A 15,657-nucleotide genomic window follows, 5' to 3' on the forward strand; every position below is an offset into this window, starting at 1 on the left:
CGCGGTGATCATCGGGTCGGGCTCGGCCTCGTTCGAGATGCTGCGCCACCTGACCGAGCGGCTGCCGGCGATGGTCATCCCCGGACGGCGGTCTGGTGGCCGGCGGCGGCGAGGAACCCGGGCGGGTTGTTGGCGTGCTGGCGCTCGGGACGGTTGCGCTGGTGCTGTCCGCCCTGGCGTTGGCCCCGACGCTGCTGCGCGGCTGGCGCACCGACCGGGGCGAGGCGGCACTGACCGTCCCGGTGCTCGCCGGGGTGGCCGCGCTCGTCCTGGTGCTGCTCTTCGGCTTCGGCCGGGCGGTCGACCGGATCCGCCGCGACCTGCGCGCCGAGGCCGCCCTGGCCGCCGCTCACGCCTCGACGTCGGCACCCGGCACCCCGACTCCGCTCGACCCACAGTCCGCGCCGGGTTCGGACGCCGCCGGACCGCCGGAGAGGGAAGGGCCGCGCGCCGACTGACGCTCCGGGTCGCGCTGCCCGGTCGTTGCTCAGATCAGCGAGTCGCGCCACTGGCGGCGCAGGGCGGCGTAGCGGCCGCCGGCGGCGGCCAGCTCGGTCGGGGACCCGTCCTCCACGATCCGGCCGCCGTCGAGGACCAGCACCCGGTCGGCGATCTCCACGGTGGAGAGGCGGTGCGCGATCACCAGCGCGGTGCGGTCCCGCAGGACGCTGCGCAGTGCCCGCTGCACCAGGCGCTCGGTCGGCACGTCCAGCGACGAGGTGGCCTCGTCGAGGATCAGCACCCGGGGGTCGGCCAGGAATGCCCGGGCGAACGCGACGAGCTGCCGCTGCCCGGCGGAGAGCCGGCCGCCGCGCCGGTGCACGTCCGTGGCGTACCCGTCGGGGAGCGCGGCGATGAAGTCGTGCGCGCCGATGGCCCGGGCGGCGGCCTCCACGGTGGCGTCGTCGGCGTCCGGGCGGCCGAACCGGATGTTCTCCGCGACCGAGCCGCTGAACAGGTGGTTCTCCTGGGTGACCAGCACCACCGCCCGGCGCAGCTCGGCGTCGGCCAGGTGCCGCAGGTCGACCCCGTCGAGGCTGACGGTGCCGGAGGCCGGGTCGTGGAACCGGGCCAGCAGCTTGGCGATGGTGGACTTGCCGGCGCCGGTCGGCCCGATGAGCGCGACGGTCTGACCGGCCGGCACGGCCAGCTCCAGCCCGGACAGGGTCGGTGCCTCGGGCCGGTAGCCGAAGTGGACCGAGCGGAACACCACCGCCCCGCGCCCCGGTCCGGCGGGCAGCGGCACCGGCCGGGCCGGCTCGGCCACCGCGGGCCGCTCGTCGAGCACCCCGGCCAGCTTCTCCAACGCGGCGATGGCCGACTGCAACGCGTTGTAGAACTGGCTCAGCTCCTCCATCGGCTCGAAGAACCGGCGGAGGTAGAGCAGGAACGCGGCGAGCACGCCGACCTCGGTCCGCCCGCCCAGCACCCGCCAGCCGCCGTAGCCGAGCACCACCGCGGCGGTCAGGTTGCCGATCAGCCGGATGCCCGGCGAGTAGACCGCGATGAGCCGGAACGCCCGCAGGCTGGCCTGCCGGTAGTCGTCGTTCACCGCCGCGAAGATGCGCTCGTTGCGGCGCTCCCGCCGGTAGGCCTGCACCGCCCGGATGCCGCGCAGCGACTCGACGAAGTGCACGATGACCAGCGCCACCGCCTCCCGGGTCCGCCGGTAGGCCCCGGCCGAGGCGCGGGCGAACCAGCGGGTCAGCAGGAACAGGAACGGGAAGGCGAGCAGGGTGACCGCGGCCAGCGGCAGGTCCAGCCAGAGCAGGATGCCCGCGACCGACAGCACCGACAGCGCGGCCATCACCAGCTTGTCGATTCCGCCGTCGACCAGCTCGGCGATCGAGTCCAGGTCGCTGGTCAGCCGGGACACCATCCGGCCGGAGGTGTAGCGCTCGTGGAAGCCGACGTCGAGGCGGAGGAAGTGGCCGTACACCCGGTTGCGGAGGTCGAGCAGGACGGCCTGACCGATCCGGGCGGCGAGGGTGAGGAAGGCGCGCCTCGCCGCGTACTCGGTGCCGGTGGCGACGACGAACGCGGCCGCGACGGCGACCAGCGGGCCGGGGTCGCCGCCGCGCAGCGGGTCGATGCCCCGGTCGATGCCGAGCATCACCAGGTACGGGCCAGCCATGGCGGCGGCGTTCTGGGCCAGCAGCAGGGACACCGCCAGCCCGAGCCGGGCCCGGTGCGGGCGGAGCAGGTCGCGGAGCAGCATCCGGCTGCGGGCCCGGAGGCGGGCCACCGCCTCCGGCGACGAGTCCTCGGCCCGGCTGCGGTCGGCGTCGGGGTCGGTGGCCCGCCCGCGCCACCGGGACAGATCGAGGTCGGCGTCGCCGCGCGGCCGGGAGAGGTCGGGATCACCGCGCTGCCCGGAGAGGTTGGGGACACCGCGCTGCCGGGGTATCCGGGGTCGCCCGGCGGCCCCCGTCACGACCGCACCAGGCCGACGCCGTCCGCCCGCCGCTCCGGCTCGGCGAGCACCGCCCGGTAGGCCGGCACCCCGGCCAGCAGCTCGGAGTGGGTGCCGACGGCGACGATCCGCCCGCCGTCGAGCAGCGCCACCCGGTCGGCGAGCGCCACCGTGGACGGCCGGTGCACCACCAGCAGCGCGGTGGTGTCCCGCAGCACCCGGCGCAGGGCCGCCTCGACCAGCGCCTCGGTGTGCACGTCGAGCGCGGAGAGCGGGTCGTCGAGGACGAGCAGCGCGGGCCGGCCGAGCACCGCCCGGGCCAGCGCCAGCCGCTGCCGCTGCCCCCCGGAGAGGGAGAGCCCCTGCTCGCCGACCCGGGTGGCCAGCCCCCACGGCAGGTCGTATGCGAACTCCGCCTGGGCCAGCGCGAGCGCGGCCCGGACCTCCTCCTCGCCGGCCTCCGGCCGGCCCAGCGTCAGGTTCTCCCAGACCGACATGGAGAACAGGGTCGGCTCCTCGAAGGCCACCCCGACCAGCCGGCGCAGCGAGCCGAGCCGCAGGTCGCGCAGGTCGTGCCCATCCAGGGTGACCCGGCCGCCGGTCACCTCGTGCAGCCGGGGGACCAGTGAGAGCAGCGTGCTCTTGCCGCAGCCGGTCGCCCCGACCAGGGCCAGCGTCTCGCCCGGCTCGACGGTCAGCTCCACCTCGCGCAGCACCGGCGCGGGGCTGCCGGGGTAGCGGAAGCTCACCCGCTCGAAACGGAGCCGACCGCGCACCTCCGTCCGGTCGAGCGCGCGGGCGTGCGGGGCGTCCACGATGGTCGGCCGGCTGTCCCGCACCTCCTGGATCCGGTCGGCGGCGGTCGCCGCCTCCTGCCCGTTCGCGATGATCCAGCCGAGCGACTGCACCGGCCAGATCAGCATGAGCTGGAGGCTCACGAAGGCGACGAGTTCGCCGATGGTGAGCCCGCCCCGGGCCACGGCGGCGGCACCGGCCACCAGCACCACGCCGAGGGTCAGGTTGGGCACCAGGTCGAACAGGGCGGAGGTGCGGGCCAGCAGCCGGGCCTTGCGGATGCCGGTGTCGTGCAGCCGGCGGGCGCCGGTGGCGAACCGGGCGGCCAGTTCCGGCCCCCGCCCGTACGCCCGCATGGTGCGCAGCCCCTGCGCGGTCTCCTCGACCAGGGTGGCCACGTCGCCCTGCTGGTCCTGCATCCGGCGGGACGCCGCGTGGTAGTGCCGGGCGAACCGGCGGCTGATCAGGAACAGCGGGACGGCGCTGGCCGCCACCAGCAGGCCGAGCCCGGGGTGCAGTCGGATCAGCAGCACCACCACGGCGGCGTAGGTGATCAGGTTGAGCACCAGGAAGAGCAGGCCGAAGGAGAGGAACCGGCGGATCACCGAGAGGTCGCTGGTGATCCGGGAGAGCAGCTGGCCGGACTGCCACCGGTCGTGGAAGCCGGCCGGCAGGCGTTGCAGGTGGGCGTAGATGTCGGCCCGGATGGCCGCCTCCATGCCGACCGAGGAGGAGGACTGGGTCCACCGCCGGATGAAGATCAGCACCGCCTCGGCCAGGCCGAGCAGCAGGGCGAGGGCGCCGAGCCGGAGCAGCCCGGCCACGTCGTGCCGGGCCACCGGCCCGTCCACCACCCGCTGCACCACCAGGGGCACGGCCAGGCTCGCCGCCGTGGCGGCCAGGGCGGCGAGCAGCAGCCAGGCGAACTCTGCCGCGTAGGGGCGCAGGTAGGGGCGCAGTCGCCAGAGGTTGCGCAGCGGGTGGGGACGGGCGTCGTGACACACCGCGGGGTTGCCGTCGCTCAGCGCAGGCACTACCCGACGGTAGCGGCAGGGGGCGACATCCCGGGTGTCAGCTAGCCGTCACCCGTCCCTCATGCCCGAGAAGCCACTTCTTCACGTCCAGGCCCCAGCGGTAGCCGCCGAGCGTGCCGTCGGTGCGCAGCACCCGGTGGCAGGGCACGAAGAGCGCGGCGGCGTTGCGGGCGCAGGCCGCCGCGGCGGCGCGGACCGCGGCCGGCCGCCCGGCCAGCGCGGCGAAACCGGTGTACGTCACCGGGTCGCCCGGCTTGACGTCGCGCAGCACCTGCCAGGCGTGGGCCAGGAAGGCGCCGCCGGTCTGCTGCTCGACCGGGACCCTGTCGATCGCGGTCAGGTCCCCGGCCAGGTAGGCGTGGACGGCGGCGGTCACCGGGCCGAGGTCGGCCCGTTCGCGCAGCGCGCCGCGCAGCCCGGGGTAAACCAGGGGCACGAGGGTCGCCGGGTCGGGTGTGAAGCCGGCCGCGCGTACCGCCCCGTCGGGGCCGGCGAGCACGCTCAGCGGGCCGGCGGGGGTGTCGATGACGGTACTGTCCAGTGTGGTCATGCCGCTCTCCAGAGTCGGATCACCGCGTAGGACCGCCAGGGGCGCCAGCGGTCCGCGTACGCGTTCAGGGTCTTCGGGTCGTCGGGCCGGCCGAGCGCGGCGGCGCCCCGGCGTACGCCCAGGTCGGTGGGGAGGAGGACGTCGGGGTCGCCGAGCGCGCGCATGGCCACGTAGCCCGCGGTCCACGGCCCGATCCCGGGCAGCGCGGCCAGCCGCCGCACCGCCTCCTCCCGGTCCCCACCCGGCGCCAGGTCCAGCTCCCCGGCGACGACGGCCCGCGCCACCGCCCGGATCGTCTCCCGCCGCGCCCCCGGCATCCGGAACCCCGTGTCGCCCACCGAGAGCACCTCCTCCGCACTGGGAAACGGCCGCAACCCCAGCGGTCGATCATGAGGTTGGCCGCTGTTCTGGAGATCGACTTCGCCGTCAACCTCATGATCGACGGGGTGGGCGGTGGCCGTGAGGAGGTGGGTCAGGGTGGTTCTCGCCGACTGGAGGGAGATCTGCTGGGTGGTGATGGCGCGGACGGCCATCTCGAAGCCGTCGACGGCGTGCGGGAGGCGGACGCCGGGTTCGGCGGCCACGGCGGGGGCCAGGACGGGGTCCGCCGCCAGGGTGGTGTCGACCGCGACCGGGTCGGCGTCCAGGTCGAGCAGGCGGCGGCAGCGGGCCACCGCCGGGGCCAGGTCGCGCATGTCGGCCAGCCGCAGGGTGGCGGCCACGTGCCCGTCGGCCGGGGTCAGCGACACCGTGCCGGGCCCGTGCGGCAAGCGCAGCCCGCGGTGGTACGCGCCGTCGCGGACCTCCTCGACGCCGGGCAGTGCGCGCAGCGCCAGGAAGTCCAGCAGCGCCCCCGCGTGCAACGGCGGACGGTACGCCAGCCGCAGCGTGATCGTGCCCGCCCCGCCGACCGCCCGCCGCCCGCCCCGGCTGACCCGCAGCTCGGAGGGGGTGGCCCCGTACACCTCGCGGACCGTGTCGTTGAACTGCCGGACGCTGCCGAACCCGGCGGCGAACGCCACCTCGGCCAGGCCGAGCCCGGTGGTCTCGATGAGGATCCGGGCAGTCTGCGCCCGCTGCGCCCGGGCCAGCGCCAACGGCCCCGCGCCCAGCTCGGCCCGGAGCATCCGGTGCAGGTGGCGCTCGGTGTAGCCGAGCCGCGCCGCCAGCCCCGGTACGCCGTCCCGGTCGACCACCCCGTCGGCGATCAGGCGCATCGCCCGCCCGACCACGTCGGCCCGGACGTCCCACTGCGGGGAGCCCGGGGCGGCGTCGGGGCGGCAGCGGCGGCAGGCCCGCAGCCCGGCGCCCTGCGCGGCGGCGGCCGACGGGAAGAACCGGACGTTCTGCCGCTTCGGCGTCGTCGCCGGACAGGACGGCCGGCAGTAGATCCCGGTCGACGTCACACCGGTGTAGAACCAGCCGTCGAACCGCTGGTCGCGGCTGTCGACGGCCCGGTAGCACCGCTCGAAGTCGAGTTCCATGACACCGATCCTGCCTCGCAGGTCGGGCCCTCGGCTGGCGGGATTCGGACGCGGCCGTGCACGGCCCCCGCCGGCGCTCTGATCCAGGGCCCGGGAGGCTGTGCGCGGCCGCCTCCCGCCGCGACGGCAGCGGTGGGTGGAACGCTATGAAGGTCACCAGGGCCGGGATACCTCCATGGGGTTCCACCCACCGCCGGCAGGGCGGCCGGACGGACCCGGCGGCCGGGTCGTCCGGGGTCAGCGGCGCGGGCTCGGGGACGGGGTGGGCCAGGGGCTGGGCACGCCCGGGCCGCCCCCGGGGCTCTCGGGGGAGGGGACCGCGGTGGGGCCGCCCGGCCGGCTCGGACTCGGCACGGGGCGGCCGGGCCGGCCCGGCGGCGAGGCGCTGGGGACCGGGCCGGCGGTCGGATCGCCGGGCGGGGTCGGCACGGCGGTGGGCGGCCCGCTGGGCGACGGGACCGCCGTGGGTTCGGCGGGGGACGGGGACACTGCCGCGGGGGTCGGCGGCGCCGATGGTACGGCCGGGCGGGGGGCGTCCCCGCCGCCGGCCGCCACCGCGATCGGCGCGCCGATCAGCACGGCGGCCACCACGCCCGCCGCGCCGAGCGTCACCGTGGTCCGCCGGCGGTTCCGGAACCGGCGTTCCGCCGGGGTCAACTGGTCCTGCACTCTGGGTGCCTCCTCGGCCAGGTCGGAGAGGGTGGCGCGGATGAGGTCCTCGAAGGGCGTGGTCACCGCCGTACCTCCAGGAGTTCGACGTCCGGCAGGAGCTGGCGCAGCCGGGTCACCGCCCGGTGGGTCCGGCTGCGTACCGTGCCGACCGTGCAGCCCAGCGCCTCGGCGACCTGGGTCTCGGTGAGGTCCTCGTAGTAGCGCAGGACCAGCACCGTGCGCTGGGCCGGCGGCAGCAGCCGCAGCGCCGCCCGCATCGCCAGGCGCACGTCGGCGCCGCCGCTGGGGTCCGGCTGGACCGCCTCGTCGGCCCCGGTGAGCGCCGTCTCCCGGCGTCGCCGCAGCCGCCGCCACCAGCTCACCTGCTCCCGGTACATGACCGTGCGCAGGTAGCCCTCGGGGTCGGCGTGCCGCAGCGTCCGCCACTTCGGGATGGTCCTGGCCAGCGCCGACTGAAACAGGTCCTCGGCCGCGTGCCGGTCGCCGGTGAGCAGGTACGCCACCCGCATCAGCGCCGGCGTGCGGCTGGTCACGAACTCGGCCAGCCGGGCCCGGTCGTCCTCGTCCACCCACCCTCCCGCTCGTCGTCGTCACAGATACAGACGCTCCAGCTCAGGCCAGCTATCCCTGGCGGCGCAACGGATTCCGCCGGGGAAAGTGTCGGTAGTGGTCGGTACGGTCCCGCCACCAACTCAAGAAAAGGTGCGGGGCATGGCGAGCGTGGCCGGGCGGGGTGTCCACTGATGCGGTCGGGGCGGACACGGCTGGAGCCCGCGGTGGTGCAGGGCTTCTACGACCGGATGCGGGTGGTGGCGCCGGCAGCCTACGGGGCGATCGAACGGGACCGGGCCGACGACCCGGGGCGCGCCTTCGCCGACACCGCCTGCGGCCGGCTGGTCGGCTCGCTCGACGCGGCCGGGCTGCGCGCGCTCGGCATGTGGGCGCACCACTGGTGCATGCGCTTCTACGACGACGACACCCGGGTGGGCCTGCGGCTGGTCCGGGAGCTCGCCGGCCGGGCCGGGCTGGGCTGGACGGTCGACGAGGTGCGCTGGCTGCTCGACCAGTCGTACACCGCCGCGCCGTCGGCGGCGCACCGCTTCACCCTGCCGCTGGCCGCGGCGGGGGAACTGCCGCCCGGCGCGCTGCCCGAGGGCGTGGCCGTCGGCGCCCCGGCCGACGGCTGGCGCCGGCTGCGCGCCGGCTGACCGCCCCGCCCCCGGGCCGTGGCCCGGGCCGGGAGCTGGCCGAGCACCATGGCGGCGATCGCCACCGCGAAGCCGGCGAGCTGGGTCGGGCTGAGCGTCTGCCCGAGCACCAGCCAGCCGAGGGTCGCGGCGGTCAGCGGGCTCAGCGCGCCGAGTACCGACACCCGGGTGACCGGCAGCCGGGCCGCGCCCCGGAACCAGAGCGCGTACGCCAGCGCGGTGCCGACCAGCCCGAGCCATGCGTACCCGAGCAGGGCCGGCCCGTCCGGCGTGGGCGGCGCGCCCTCGACGGCGGCGGCGACCGGCAGGATCAGCAGGCCGCCGGCGACGAGTTGCCAGCTGGTCGCGGCGAGGGTGCCCACCCCGGCCGGCCGGCCCCAGCGGCGGGTCAGCACCAGCCCGGCGGCCATCGCCGCGGTGCCGGCCAGGCCGGCGGCGACGCCGAGCGGGTCGAGGCCGGCGCCCGGCCGCAGCACCACCAGGGCGACCCCGACCGGGGCGGCGAGCGCGGCGAGCAGCGCCGGCCGGCCCGGCCGGTCCCGGAGCAGGGCGACGGTGAGCGCGGCGACGAGCAGCGGCTGGGCGGCCCCGAGCACGGCCGCAGTGCCGCCCGGCAGCCGGTAGGCGGCGACGAAGAGCAGCGGGAAGAACGCCCCGATGTTGAGCGCGCCGAGCAGGGCGGCCCGCCCCCACCAGACGCCGCGCGGCCGCCGGCGGGTCAGGGCGAGCAGCAGCAGGCCGGCCGGCAGGGCGCGAACCGCGCCGGACCAGAGCGGCCGGCCGGGAGGCAGCAGCTCGGCGGTGACCAGGTAGGTGGTGCCCCAGGTGATCGGGGCGACGGCGGTGAGCGCGACGTCGGTCCAGCGGCGGGCCATGACGACCTACTTTCCTCGCTGCTAAGTAGCTTAGCGCTAAGCTAATCAGTGTCGAGTGAAAGCGGAAGTGCGAGGTGCGGCACAATCGACAGCCGTGGCAACCGACGACGTGGACCTGATCGTCGAGCAGTGGCGCCGGGAGCGGGCCGGCATGCGGCCCGAGCCGATGGCCGTCTTCGGCCGCATCTACCGGCTGGCCCGGCTGGTCGGCGACCGCCAGGAGAAGGTGTACGCCGGCTGGGGCATCGGCCGGGGCGAGTTCGACGTGCTCGCCGCGCTGCGCCGGTCCGGCGCGCCGTACACCCTGGCGCCGAAGGCGCTCGCGGCCGCGCTGATGCTCACCTCCGGCGGGATGACCGGCCGGCTCGACCGGCTGGAGCGGGCCGGGCTGGTCCGGCGCGCGCCCGACCCGGCCGACCGGCGGGCGCTGCGGGTCAGCCTCACCGACGCCGGCCGCCGGGTGGCCGAGGAGTCGGCCGAGGCCGGGCTGGAGGTGCAGCGGCGGATCCTCGACGCGCTGCCCGCCGCCGACCGCGACCGGCTGGCCGATCTGCTGCGCGCCCTGCTGGCCGCCGCCGAGGCGGAGCCGCCGGATCGGGCAGGATGATCTCCAACGTCACCGACCGGAAGGACGGCCATGCCCGCCAGTGAACCGACCATCGTCGCCACCAGCATGGGTTTCTTCAGCCGGCACCGCGGCCCCTGGGACGCCCGGCCCAGCCAGCTCTTCGACCTGATGGCCGACCTGGCGCAGGCCGGCGACGCGCCCCGGGTCTGCTACCTCAACCAGGCGGTCGGCGACCAGCCCACCTCGTTCACCGTCTTCTACGGCGCGTTCGCCGGCACCAGGTTCCGCCCGTCCCACCTGGCGCTCTACCCGATGCCCAACGTCGAGGACATCCGCGCCCACCTGCTCGCCCAGGACATCATCTGGGTCGGCGGCGGCAGCGTGGCCAACCTCTGCGCGGTGTGGCGGGTGCACGGCCTGCCGGACATCCTGCACGAGTGCTGGCAGGCCGGCGTGGTGCTCGGCGGGGTCTCCGCCGGGTCGATCTGCTGGCACCTCGGCGGCGCCACCGACAGCTACGGCCCGACCCTGCGCCCCTTCACCGAGGGGCTCGGCTGGCTGCCGTACGGCAACGGCGTGCACTACGACAGCGAGGACCAGCGCCGGCCGCTCATGCACCGGCTGGTCGCCGACGGCACGCTGCCGACCAGCCACTGCACTGACGACGGCGTCGGGCTGATCTACCGGGGCACCCGGCTGGCCGAGGCGGTCGCCGACCGGGAGGGCGTGGCCGCGTACGAGCTGGCGCGGGCCGAGGACGGCACGGTGCGGGAGACCCGGATCGAACCCCGCCTGCTGCCCACCCGGGCCGCCTGACCGCGGCGACCCCGGACCTGCCTGCCCGGTCCCGGCGGAGAACCGCGTAAGCTGGCTCGTCGTGAGTCTCACCATCGGCATCGTCGGCCTGCCCAACGTGGGCAAGAGCACCCTGTTCAACGCGCTGACCAAGAACGACGTGCTCGCCGCGAACTACCCGTTCGCCACCATCGAGCCGAACGTCGGCGTGGTCGGGCTCCCCGACGAGCGGCTGGCCAAGCTCGCGGAGATCTTCTCCTCGCAGAAGGTGCTCCCGGCGCCGGTCTCGTTCGTCGACATCGCGGGCCTGGTCCGGGGCGCCTCCAAGGGGCAGGGCCGGGGCAACGCGTTCCTGGCCAACATCCGCGACGCCTCGGCGATCTGCCAGGTCGTGCGGGCCTTCTCCGACCCGAACGTGGTGCACGTCGACGGCAAGGTCTCCCCGGCCGACGACATCGAGACGATCAACACCGAGCTGATCCTGGCCGACATCCAGACCCTGGAGAAGGCGCTGCCCCGGCTGGAGAAGGAGGCCAAGCTCCGCAAGGACCGGGCCGCCGCGGTCGAGGCCGCCAAGAAGGCCGTCGAGGTCCTGGACGGCGGCACCACCCTCTACGCGGGCGCCGCCGCCGCCAAGATCGAGCTGGAGCACCTGCGCGAGCTGCACCTGCTCACCACGAAGCCGTTCCTCTACGTCTTCAACGTCGACGAGGCCGAGCTGGGCAACGCCGAGTTCCTCGACGAGCTGCGCGGCCTGGTCGCCCCGGCCGAGGCGGTCTTCATGGACGCCAAGATCGAGTCCGAGCTGGTGGACCTGCCCGAGGAGGAGGCCCGCGAGCTGCTGGAGTCGATCGGGCAGTCCGAGCCGGGGCTGGACCAGCTCGTCCGGGTCGGCTTCCGCACGCTCGGGCTCCAGACGTACCTGACGGCCGGCCCCAAGGAGGCGCGGGCCTGGACCGTCCCGGTCGGCGCCACCGCACCGGAGGCCGCCGGGGTCATCCACAGCGACTTCCAGCGCGGCTTCATCAAGGCCGAGGTGGTCTCCTACGCCGACCTGGTCGAGGCCGGATCGATGGCGGCGGCGAAGGCCGCCGGCAAGGTCCGGATCGAGGGCAAGGAGTACGTCATGCAGGACGGCGACGTGGTGGAGTTCCGCTTCAACGTCTGACACCCGGCGTGGGTGACCAACTGGGTGACGACCGGGGCGGCCGACGCTCGACGCCCATGGACGATGCTGGACTGTTCCGGCAGGTCCTCCGGCTACTCGCCCAGCTCATCGACAACTGGTCACTCTTTCGGGACGAAGGTGTCAAGCTCCGCCAGCGATGCGTCGGCGGCCGAAGGCCATAGGCGCGGCTGGGGGCCCATCGGCCCTGCCCAGATTCGGCGGCGCGAGCGGCGCGCGACGCTGGCCGCACTTGATCCCGTACAGGAAGTTCTCGCAGACTCAGGTCTAGCGACATGTCGTACTCCGGTTGATGCGTTACACGTTGGCTCCGCTTGATGGGTTACGCGGTCCCCCTATCCGCTGGCTACCGACTGTGAACCTCTGGCCGAAGACGCGGATGCGGCAACATTCGCTTCTAGCCGATGAGCGAGCGGCGATCGAATTCCTCCTGGCGGCCGTCGAAGTTGGGGCACCGCAGCTCACTTGACTGGTGCGGTCCGCCCGCGATTGGGTGGCGCCGTGAGCAAACTGTGGACCGCCCCCGAGGACGACCCCAGGATCTTCGGTCAGCCCGTCGGCGAAAAGGCGACCTACCGGGAGTACCTCGGCAACTACCGTCTGACCATAGAGATGAAGTGCGACGGACTGGACGCCGAGCAGCTCGGCCGACGCTCTGTGCCGCCCAGCACCCTGAGCTTGCTCGGCCTGGTCCGCCATTTGGCTCAGATGGAGAACCACTGGTTCCAGCGTGTGCTGCAAGGGCGGACCGACGCACCGTGCCTTTACAAGCACGAGGACGACCCAGATTGGGACTTCGGGGGCGCGGTCCCCGACCCAGCGGTGGTGAAGGACGCCTTTGCAACCTGGAAGGCCGAGATCGCCAAGGCGGACGAATGGCTCGACGCTCTCGAGGAGGCCGACCTGGGCCGCGAGGTGCCGGTCGACGGTGGCAGCCACGCCACGCGCGACGTGCTTGTCCACGTGATCGAGGAGTATGTGCGGCACGCTGGCCACGCCGACCTCCTGCGCGAGTGCATCGACGGGCGAACCGGCCTGTGACCCACCGGGGCGGTGGGTCAGCATAAGGACCGCCGTCAGGATGCAACCTCACGGTGAGGAACGGCGGTGAAGCAGAACCGGGGCGGCCCGGAGCCAGTGAGTAACAAACTGGGTGACGATCACGACGGACACCCGTGGACGCGTTGGGACGAAGTCGGATCGTCTCAGCAGTTCAGCCGATGCTGCTTCAGGGCAGTTCGGAGGGCCGTGTTGGTTGCCTGGGGGCAAAGGAGTCTGCCGGGGCACACACGGGGCACAAGACACTGTGAAACGTCGGCAACCAGCCATCAACGGCGTGAGCCCAAGAGCGGGCGTGACCAGTGCGCCGACCAGGCTGCCGCAGGTCACGGGAGAGGCAGCCAAAGTTCCGCTTCAACGTCTGATTCCGGCCTTCCGCAGCGGGCGACCGTCAGGTGTCGGACCGTAACGTGACCACCTGGCGGTCCTTGTGGTCACCCTGGCCGCAGGAGCAGTCGCCGCCGGCGCAGCCGGTGGTGTGGCGGCGGCTGGTGGCCCACCACCAGGACAGTCCGGCGAGCACGGCCAGGGCGACGGCGACCCCGGGGAGGGAGCGGTTGACCGCGGCCCAACCGGCGCCACCGAGGATCCCGGCGGCCAGCAGCGGCGGCAGCACGCAGCAGGCGGCGCAGGCCGTTGCCGCGAGTCCGGTCATGCTCGACGGGAGCAGGCGGCGCAGCCGGTCAGCAGGTGTCGGCACGGTCGTTCCTCTCGGGGAGTACGGCGAGTTCGACGAAGGGCAGGGGGCAGCAGGAGCTGCTGGCGCAGGCGACCAGGTCGTCACAGCCGGCCGAGATGGCCGCCCGCAGGGTGTCGCGGATGACGGTGAGGCCGGCCAGCTTCTGTTCCACCTCGGCGAGCTTGTCTCTGGCCCGTGCCTGGAGGCTGGTGTCGGGTCGGCCGTGGTGCCGGTGTCGGCCGGCATCGAGCAGGTCGGCGACCTCGTTGAGGGTGAAGCCGAGGCGTTGCGCGGTCTTGATGACCCGCAGCAGGGTGACGGTGTCGGACGGGTAGAGCCGGTGCCCGCCCGGTGACCGCCGCGGTGCGGCGAGCAGGCCCCGGCGCTCGTAGTAGCGCAGCGTCTGGAGGTTGACCCCGGCCGCGTCGGCTAGCTGGCCGCTGCGCAGCCCCGATTCGCTCATCTCCGCTCCCGGGCGGAGGTCGCCCGCCGGGCGAGGGCATCGAGCACGTCGACGTGCGCCGCCGGCACCCGAATGTCCAGCGTCAGCGCGTCCGCGCCGGGTCGCCCGATCTCGAAGGTGAAGAACGAGCAGCAGGACGATTCGCGGGCCGTCAGATCCCGCGCGGTCTCCTCCACCTGCTCCGCGCCGGCGAGGTGCAACCGCAGATGCCGCGCCGACAGCCGGTCGGCACCCCGGACGGCAGCGCGGAAGAACTGGTCGAACTCGGCGAGCCGCAGCGGCCGTTCGGCCGTCGGCAGGGTGCACGCATCCGGCACCCAGGAGTCGTCGGTCGGGACGTGTCGGTCGCTCATGCTTCGACGGTAAGCCTGTACCCAGGTACCGGATGCAAGGCCGCGACGGTGGAAGCTTCCAGGCGGCGCCGCCCACTTTCACCGCAGCCGGTCGATCTCGGCGAGGACCTGGTCCGCGTGCGGGCGTACCTGTGCCAGCAGCTCGTCGCTCCAGCTCTCCTCGGCGTACCGGCGGTGAAGGTACAGCTCCCTGGCATGCCGCAGGACCGGGCGGTGCTCGGGCGGGAGGTGGGCCAGCGCCCAGTCCGCGGCGGCGTCCTTCGACCTGATCTCACCGGTGGCGAGGGTGGTCCAGATGCGGGCGAGGGTCAGCAGCACGTTGCGGGTGTCGTCGGCCAGGTCGCGGAGCAGGCCCGGGATGCCCGCCACGGTCGCTCGCACCAGATCCGGGTGCGGAACCGGGTCGAGGACCTGCGCCGGCGGCGGACCGGCGAGGGGATGGTCGCCGGCCAGCACCATCGTGATCAGCAGGGCCAGGTCCGGCATCGGTTCCGACGAGGACGTCCACGTCGCTGGCCGGCCTGAGGCCGCCGAGCACCGACGAGCCGTGCAGGTAGGTGCCGACGACCTCCCGACCCAGTACGCGGTCGACCAGCCCCACGATCCCCTGAACCTGATCCATCGCGCCAGGGTGGCCGTCGTGCCCGCAGGGCGCATCGCCGTTTCAGGCTCGTCGGTCAGGAGCAGGGGCGCGCCGGCAAGCGCGCGGCGTTAGCCTGCTCGGGTGGCCGAATTCATCGCCGCCGATCTGCGCGGCTCCCGGTTCGACCGGGTGGACCTCAGCGGCGCCCAACTCCGTGTCGTCGACCTGTCCGGTGCCCGGTTCCGTGGCGTCGACCTGCGCGGGGTCACCATGCGCGGCGTCGAGCTGGTCGGCGTCGACATCCACGGCGAGGTCGAGGGTCTGACGATCAACGGCGTCGACGTCGGGCCGCTCATCGAGGCGGAGCTGGACCGGCGGTATCCGGACCGGGCCAGGATGCGCCCGACCGACCCGGCCGGCTTCCGGGAGGCGTGGGACGTCCTGGAGCGGCTGTGGGACGGGACCGTCGAGCGGGCCGGCCGGCTGCGGCCCGAGCTGCTGCACGAGTCGGTCGACGGTGAGTGGTCGTTCGTCGAGACGCTGCGGCACCTGGTCTTCGCCACCGACTCGTGGGTCCGGCGGGTGATCCTCGGCGACCCGTCGCCGTGGGATCCGCTGGATCTGCCCTGGGACGAGATGCCGGACCTTCCCGGTGTGCCGCGCGACCGGGCCGCGCGGCCCTCGCTCGACGTGGTGCTCGCGCTGCGCCGCGACCGGATGTCCACCGTGCGCCAGGTCATCGAGGGCCTGACCGACGAGTCGCTGGCCGGCCGCACCGATCCGGTGGCGGGCGCGGGCTGGCCGGAGCCGCGCAGCTACCCGGTGCGGGAGTGCCTGCTGATCGTCCTCAACGAGGAGTGGGAGCACCGGCTCTACGCGCAGCGCGACCTGGACGCGCTGGAGGCCCGCGGGGCCGGGGCGGTGTAGGGCAGCGGCCGGT

At 74.4% G+C, this 15,657-nt stretch carries 17 protein-coding genes and 1 pseudogene; 7 read left to right on the plus strand and 11 right to left on the minus strand.

Features of this window, described 5'->3' with window-relative positions:
• Positions 1 to 134 precede the first annotated feature (134 nt).
• Positions 135 to 458: a hypothetical protein gene (locus ABZV78_RS23080; RefSeq protein WP_355641627.1), complete on the plus strand. Its 324-nt coding sequence runs from the start codon at positions 135 to 137 to the stop codon at positions 456 to 458.
• 29 nt (positions 459 to 487) lie between these two features.
• On the opposite strand, the gene ABZV78_RS23085 is transcribed toward ABZV78_RS23080, so the two are convergent.
• The 6 genes from ABZV78_RS23085 to ABZV78_RS23110 form a co-directional block, all read right to left on the minus strand.
• Positions 488 to 2,320 (minus strand): ABC transporter ATP-binding protein, encoded by a 1,833-nt coding sequence (locus tag ABZV78_RS23085; protein ID WP_355641687.1) that lies wholly within the window; start codon positions 2,318 to 2,320, stop codon positions 488 to 490.
• A gap of 110 nt (positions 2,321 to 2,430) precedes the next feature.
• Complete coding sequence (locus ABZV78_RS23090) at positions 2,431 to 4,242, minus strand: ABC transporter ATP-binding protein (RefSeq protein ID WP_355641629.1); 1,812 nt, start codon at positions 4,240 to 4,242, stop codon at positions 2,431 to 2,433.
• A 37-nt stretch (positions 4,243 to 4,279) separates the two neighbouring features.
• Positions 4,280 to 4,792 (minus strand): methylated-DNA--[protein]-cysteine S-methyltransferase, encoded by a 513-nt coding sequence (locus ABZV78_RS23095; protein WP_355641631.1) that lies wholly within the window; start codon positions 4,790 to 4,792, stop codon positions 4,280 to 4,282.
• Entirely contained in the window at positions 4,789 to 6,276 is a 1,488-nt protein-coding gene (locus ABZV78_RS23100) for an AlkA N-terminal domain-containing protein (RefSeq protein WP_355641633.1), read from the minus strand. The genes ABZV78_RS23095 and ABZV78_RS23100 overlap by 4 nt, the downstream gene beginning before the upstream one ends.
• A gap of 237 nt (positions 6,277 to 6,513) precedes the next feature.
• On the minus strand, positions 6,514 to 7,011 hold the full coding sequence (locus ABZV78_RS23105; RefSeq protein ID WP_355641635.1) for a hypothetical protein: 498 nt from the start codon (positions 7,009 to 7,011) through the stop codon (positions 6,514 to 6,516).
• Complete coding sequence (locus tag ABZV78_RS23110) at positions 7,008 to 7,517, minus strand: SigE family RNA polymerase sigma factor (RefSeq protein WP_355641637.1); 510 nt, start codon at positions 7,515 to 7,517, stop codon at positions 7,008 to 7,010. Before ABZV78_RS23110 ends, ABZV78_RS23105 begins: the two co-directional genes overlap by 4 nt.
• 174 nt (positions 7,518 to 7,691) lie before the next feature.
• Here ABZV78_RS23110 and ABZV78_RS23115 point away from each other — a divergent pair, with 174 nt between their 5' ends.
• Positions 7,692 to 8,156, plus strand: coding sequence for a hypothetical protein (locus tag ABZV78_RS23115; protein WP_355641639.1), 465 nt, complete (start codon positions 7,692 to 7,694; stop codon positions 8,154 to 8,156).
• A 53-nt stretch (positions 8,157 to 8,209) separates the two neighbouring features.
• Here the strand turns inward: ABZV78_RS23115 and ABZV78_RS23120 are convergent.
• A pseudogene (locus ABZV78_RS23120) lies at positions 8,210 to 9,031 on the minus strand (EamA family transporter); the annotation flags it as partial.
• Between the two features lie 94 nt (positions 9,032 to 9,125).
• Here ABZV78_RS23120 and ABZV78_RS23125 point away from each other — a divergent pair.
• The 4 genes from ABZV78_RS23125 to ABZV78_RS23140 all read left to right on the plus strand — a co-directional run bounded on the left by ABZV78_RS23125 (position 9,126) and on the right by ABZV78_RS23140 (position 12,621).
• Positions 9,126 to 9,638: a MarR family transcriptional regulator gene (locus ABZV78_RS23125; RefSeq protein WP_355641641.1), complete on the plus strand. Its 513-nt coding sequence runs from the start codon at positions 9,126 to 9,128 to the stop codon at positions 9,636 to 9,638.
• A gap of 30 nt (positions 9,639 to 9,668) precedes the next feature.
• On the plus strand, positions 9,669 to 10,415 hold the full coding sequence (locus tag ABZV78_RS23130) for a peptidase E (RefSeq protein WP_355641642.1): 747 nt from the start codon (positions 9,669 to 9,671) through the stop codon (positions 10,413 to 10,415).
• Between the two features lie 61 nt (positions 10,416 to 10,476).
• Positions 10,477 to 11,562 carry a redox-regulated ATPase YchF gene (gene ychF / locus ABZV78_RS23135; RefSeq protein ID WP_355641644.1) on the plus strand — a complete coding sequence of 362 codons (1,086 nt, stop codon included), beginning with the start codon at positions 10,477 to 10,479 and terminating at the stop codon, positions 11,560 to 11,562.
• Positions 11,563 to 12,081: 519 nt separating this feature from the next.
• Positions 12,082 to 12,621 (plus strand): DinB family protein, encoded by a 540-nt coding sequence (locus tag ABZV78_RS23140; protein ID WP_355641646.1) that lies wholly within the window; start codon positions 12,082 to 12,084, stop codon positions 12,619 to 12,621.
• A 409-nt stretch (positions 12,622 to 13,030) separates the two neighbouring features.
• Here ABZV78_RS23140 and ABZV78_RS23145 read toward each other — a convergent pair whose 3' ends face one another.
• From ABZV78_RS23145 to ABZV78_RS23160, 4 genes are all read right to left on the minus strand, one after another.
• A complete protein-coding gene (locus tag ABZV78_RS23145) occupies positions 13,031 to 13,339 on the minus strand; it encodes a hypothetical protein (protein ID WP_355641647.1) in 309 nt (102 codons plus the stop codon).
• The gene (locus ABZV78_RS23150) at positions 13,323 to 13,781 is read right to left on the minus strand and encodes a MerR family transcriptional regulator (protein ID WP_355641649.1); all 459 of its coding nucleotides are present in this window, start codon (positions 13,779 to 13,781) and stop codon (positions 13,323 to 13,325) included. The genes ABZV78_RS23145 and ABZV78_RS23150 overlap by 17 nt, the downstream gene beginning before the upstream one ends.
• Positions 13,778 to 14,134: a hypothetical protein gene (locus tag ABZV78_RS23155; protein ID WP_355641650.1), complete on the minus strand. Its 357-nt coding sequence runs from the start codon at positions 14,132 to 14,134 to the stop codon at positions 13,778 to 13,780. The genes ABZV78_RS23150 and ABZV78_RS23155 overlap by 4 nt, the downstream gene beginning before the upstream one ends.
• Positions 14,135 to 14,212: 78 nt before the next feature.
• Positions 14,213 to 14,620: a DUF4111 domain-containing protein gene (locus tag ABZV78_RS23160; protein ID WP_355641652.1), complete on the minus strand. Its 408-nt coding sequence runs from the start codon at positions 14,618 to 14,620 to the stop codon at positions 14,213 to 14,215.
• 238 nt (positions 14,621 to 14,858) lie between these two features.
• Between ABZV78_RS23160 and ABZV78_RS23165 the strand changes: the two genes are divergently transcribed.
• Positions 14,859 to 15,644 carry a DinB family protein gene (locus ABZV78_RS23165; protein WP_355641653.1) on the plus strand — a complete coding sequence of 262 codons (786 nt, stop codon included), beginning with the start codon at positions 14,859 to 14,861 and terminating at the stop codon, positions 15,642 to 15,644.
• Positions 15,645 to 15,657 lie beyond the last annotated feature (13 nt).

It is taken from the genome of Micromonospora sp. NPDC004540 (assembly GCF_040610095.1).
Lineage (GTDB): Bacteria > Actinomycetota > Actinomycetes > Mycobacteriales > Micromonosporaceae > Micromonospora.

Bases quoted from the DNA above. Each gene is read 5' to 3' on its own strand.
- ABZV78_RS23155 (WP_355641650.1), bottom strand. From the start codon at position 14,134: ATGAGCGACCGACACGTCCCGACCGACGACTCCTGGGTGCCGGATGCG.
- ABZV78_RS23160 (WP_355641652.1), bottom strand. From the start codon at position 14,620: ATGCCGGACCTGGCCCTGCTGATCACGATGGTGCTGGCCGGCGACCAT.
- ABZV78_RS23115 (WP_355641639.1), top strand. From the start codon at position 7,692: ATGCGGTCGGGGCGGACACGGCTGGAGCCCGCGGTGGTGCAGGGCTTC.
- ABZV78_RS23130 (WP_355641642.1), top strand. From the start codon at position 9,669: ATGCCCGCCAGTGAACCGACCATCGTCGCCACCAGCATGGGTTTCTTC.
- ABZV78_RS23095 (WP_355641631.1), bottom strand. From the start codon at position 4,792: ATGACCACACTGGACAGTACCGTCATCGACACCCCCGCCGGCCCGCTG.
- ABZV78_RS23100 (WP_355641633.1), bottom strand. From the start codon at position 6,276: ATGGAACTCGACTTCGAGCGGTGCTACCGGGCCGTCGACAGCCGCGAC.
- ABZV78_RS23150 (WP_355641649.1), bottom strand. From the start codon at position 13,781: ATGAGCGAATCGGGGCTGCGCAGCGGCCAGCTAGCCGACGCGGCCGGG.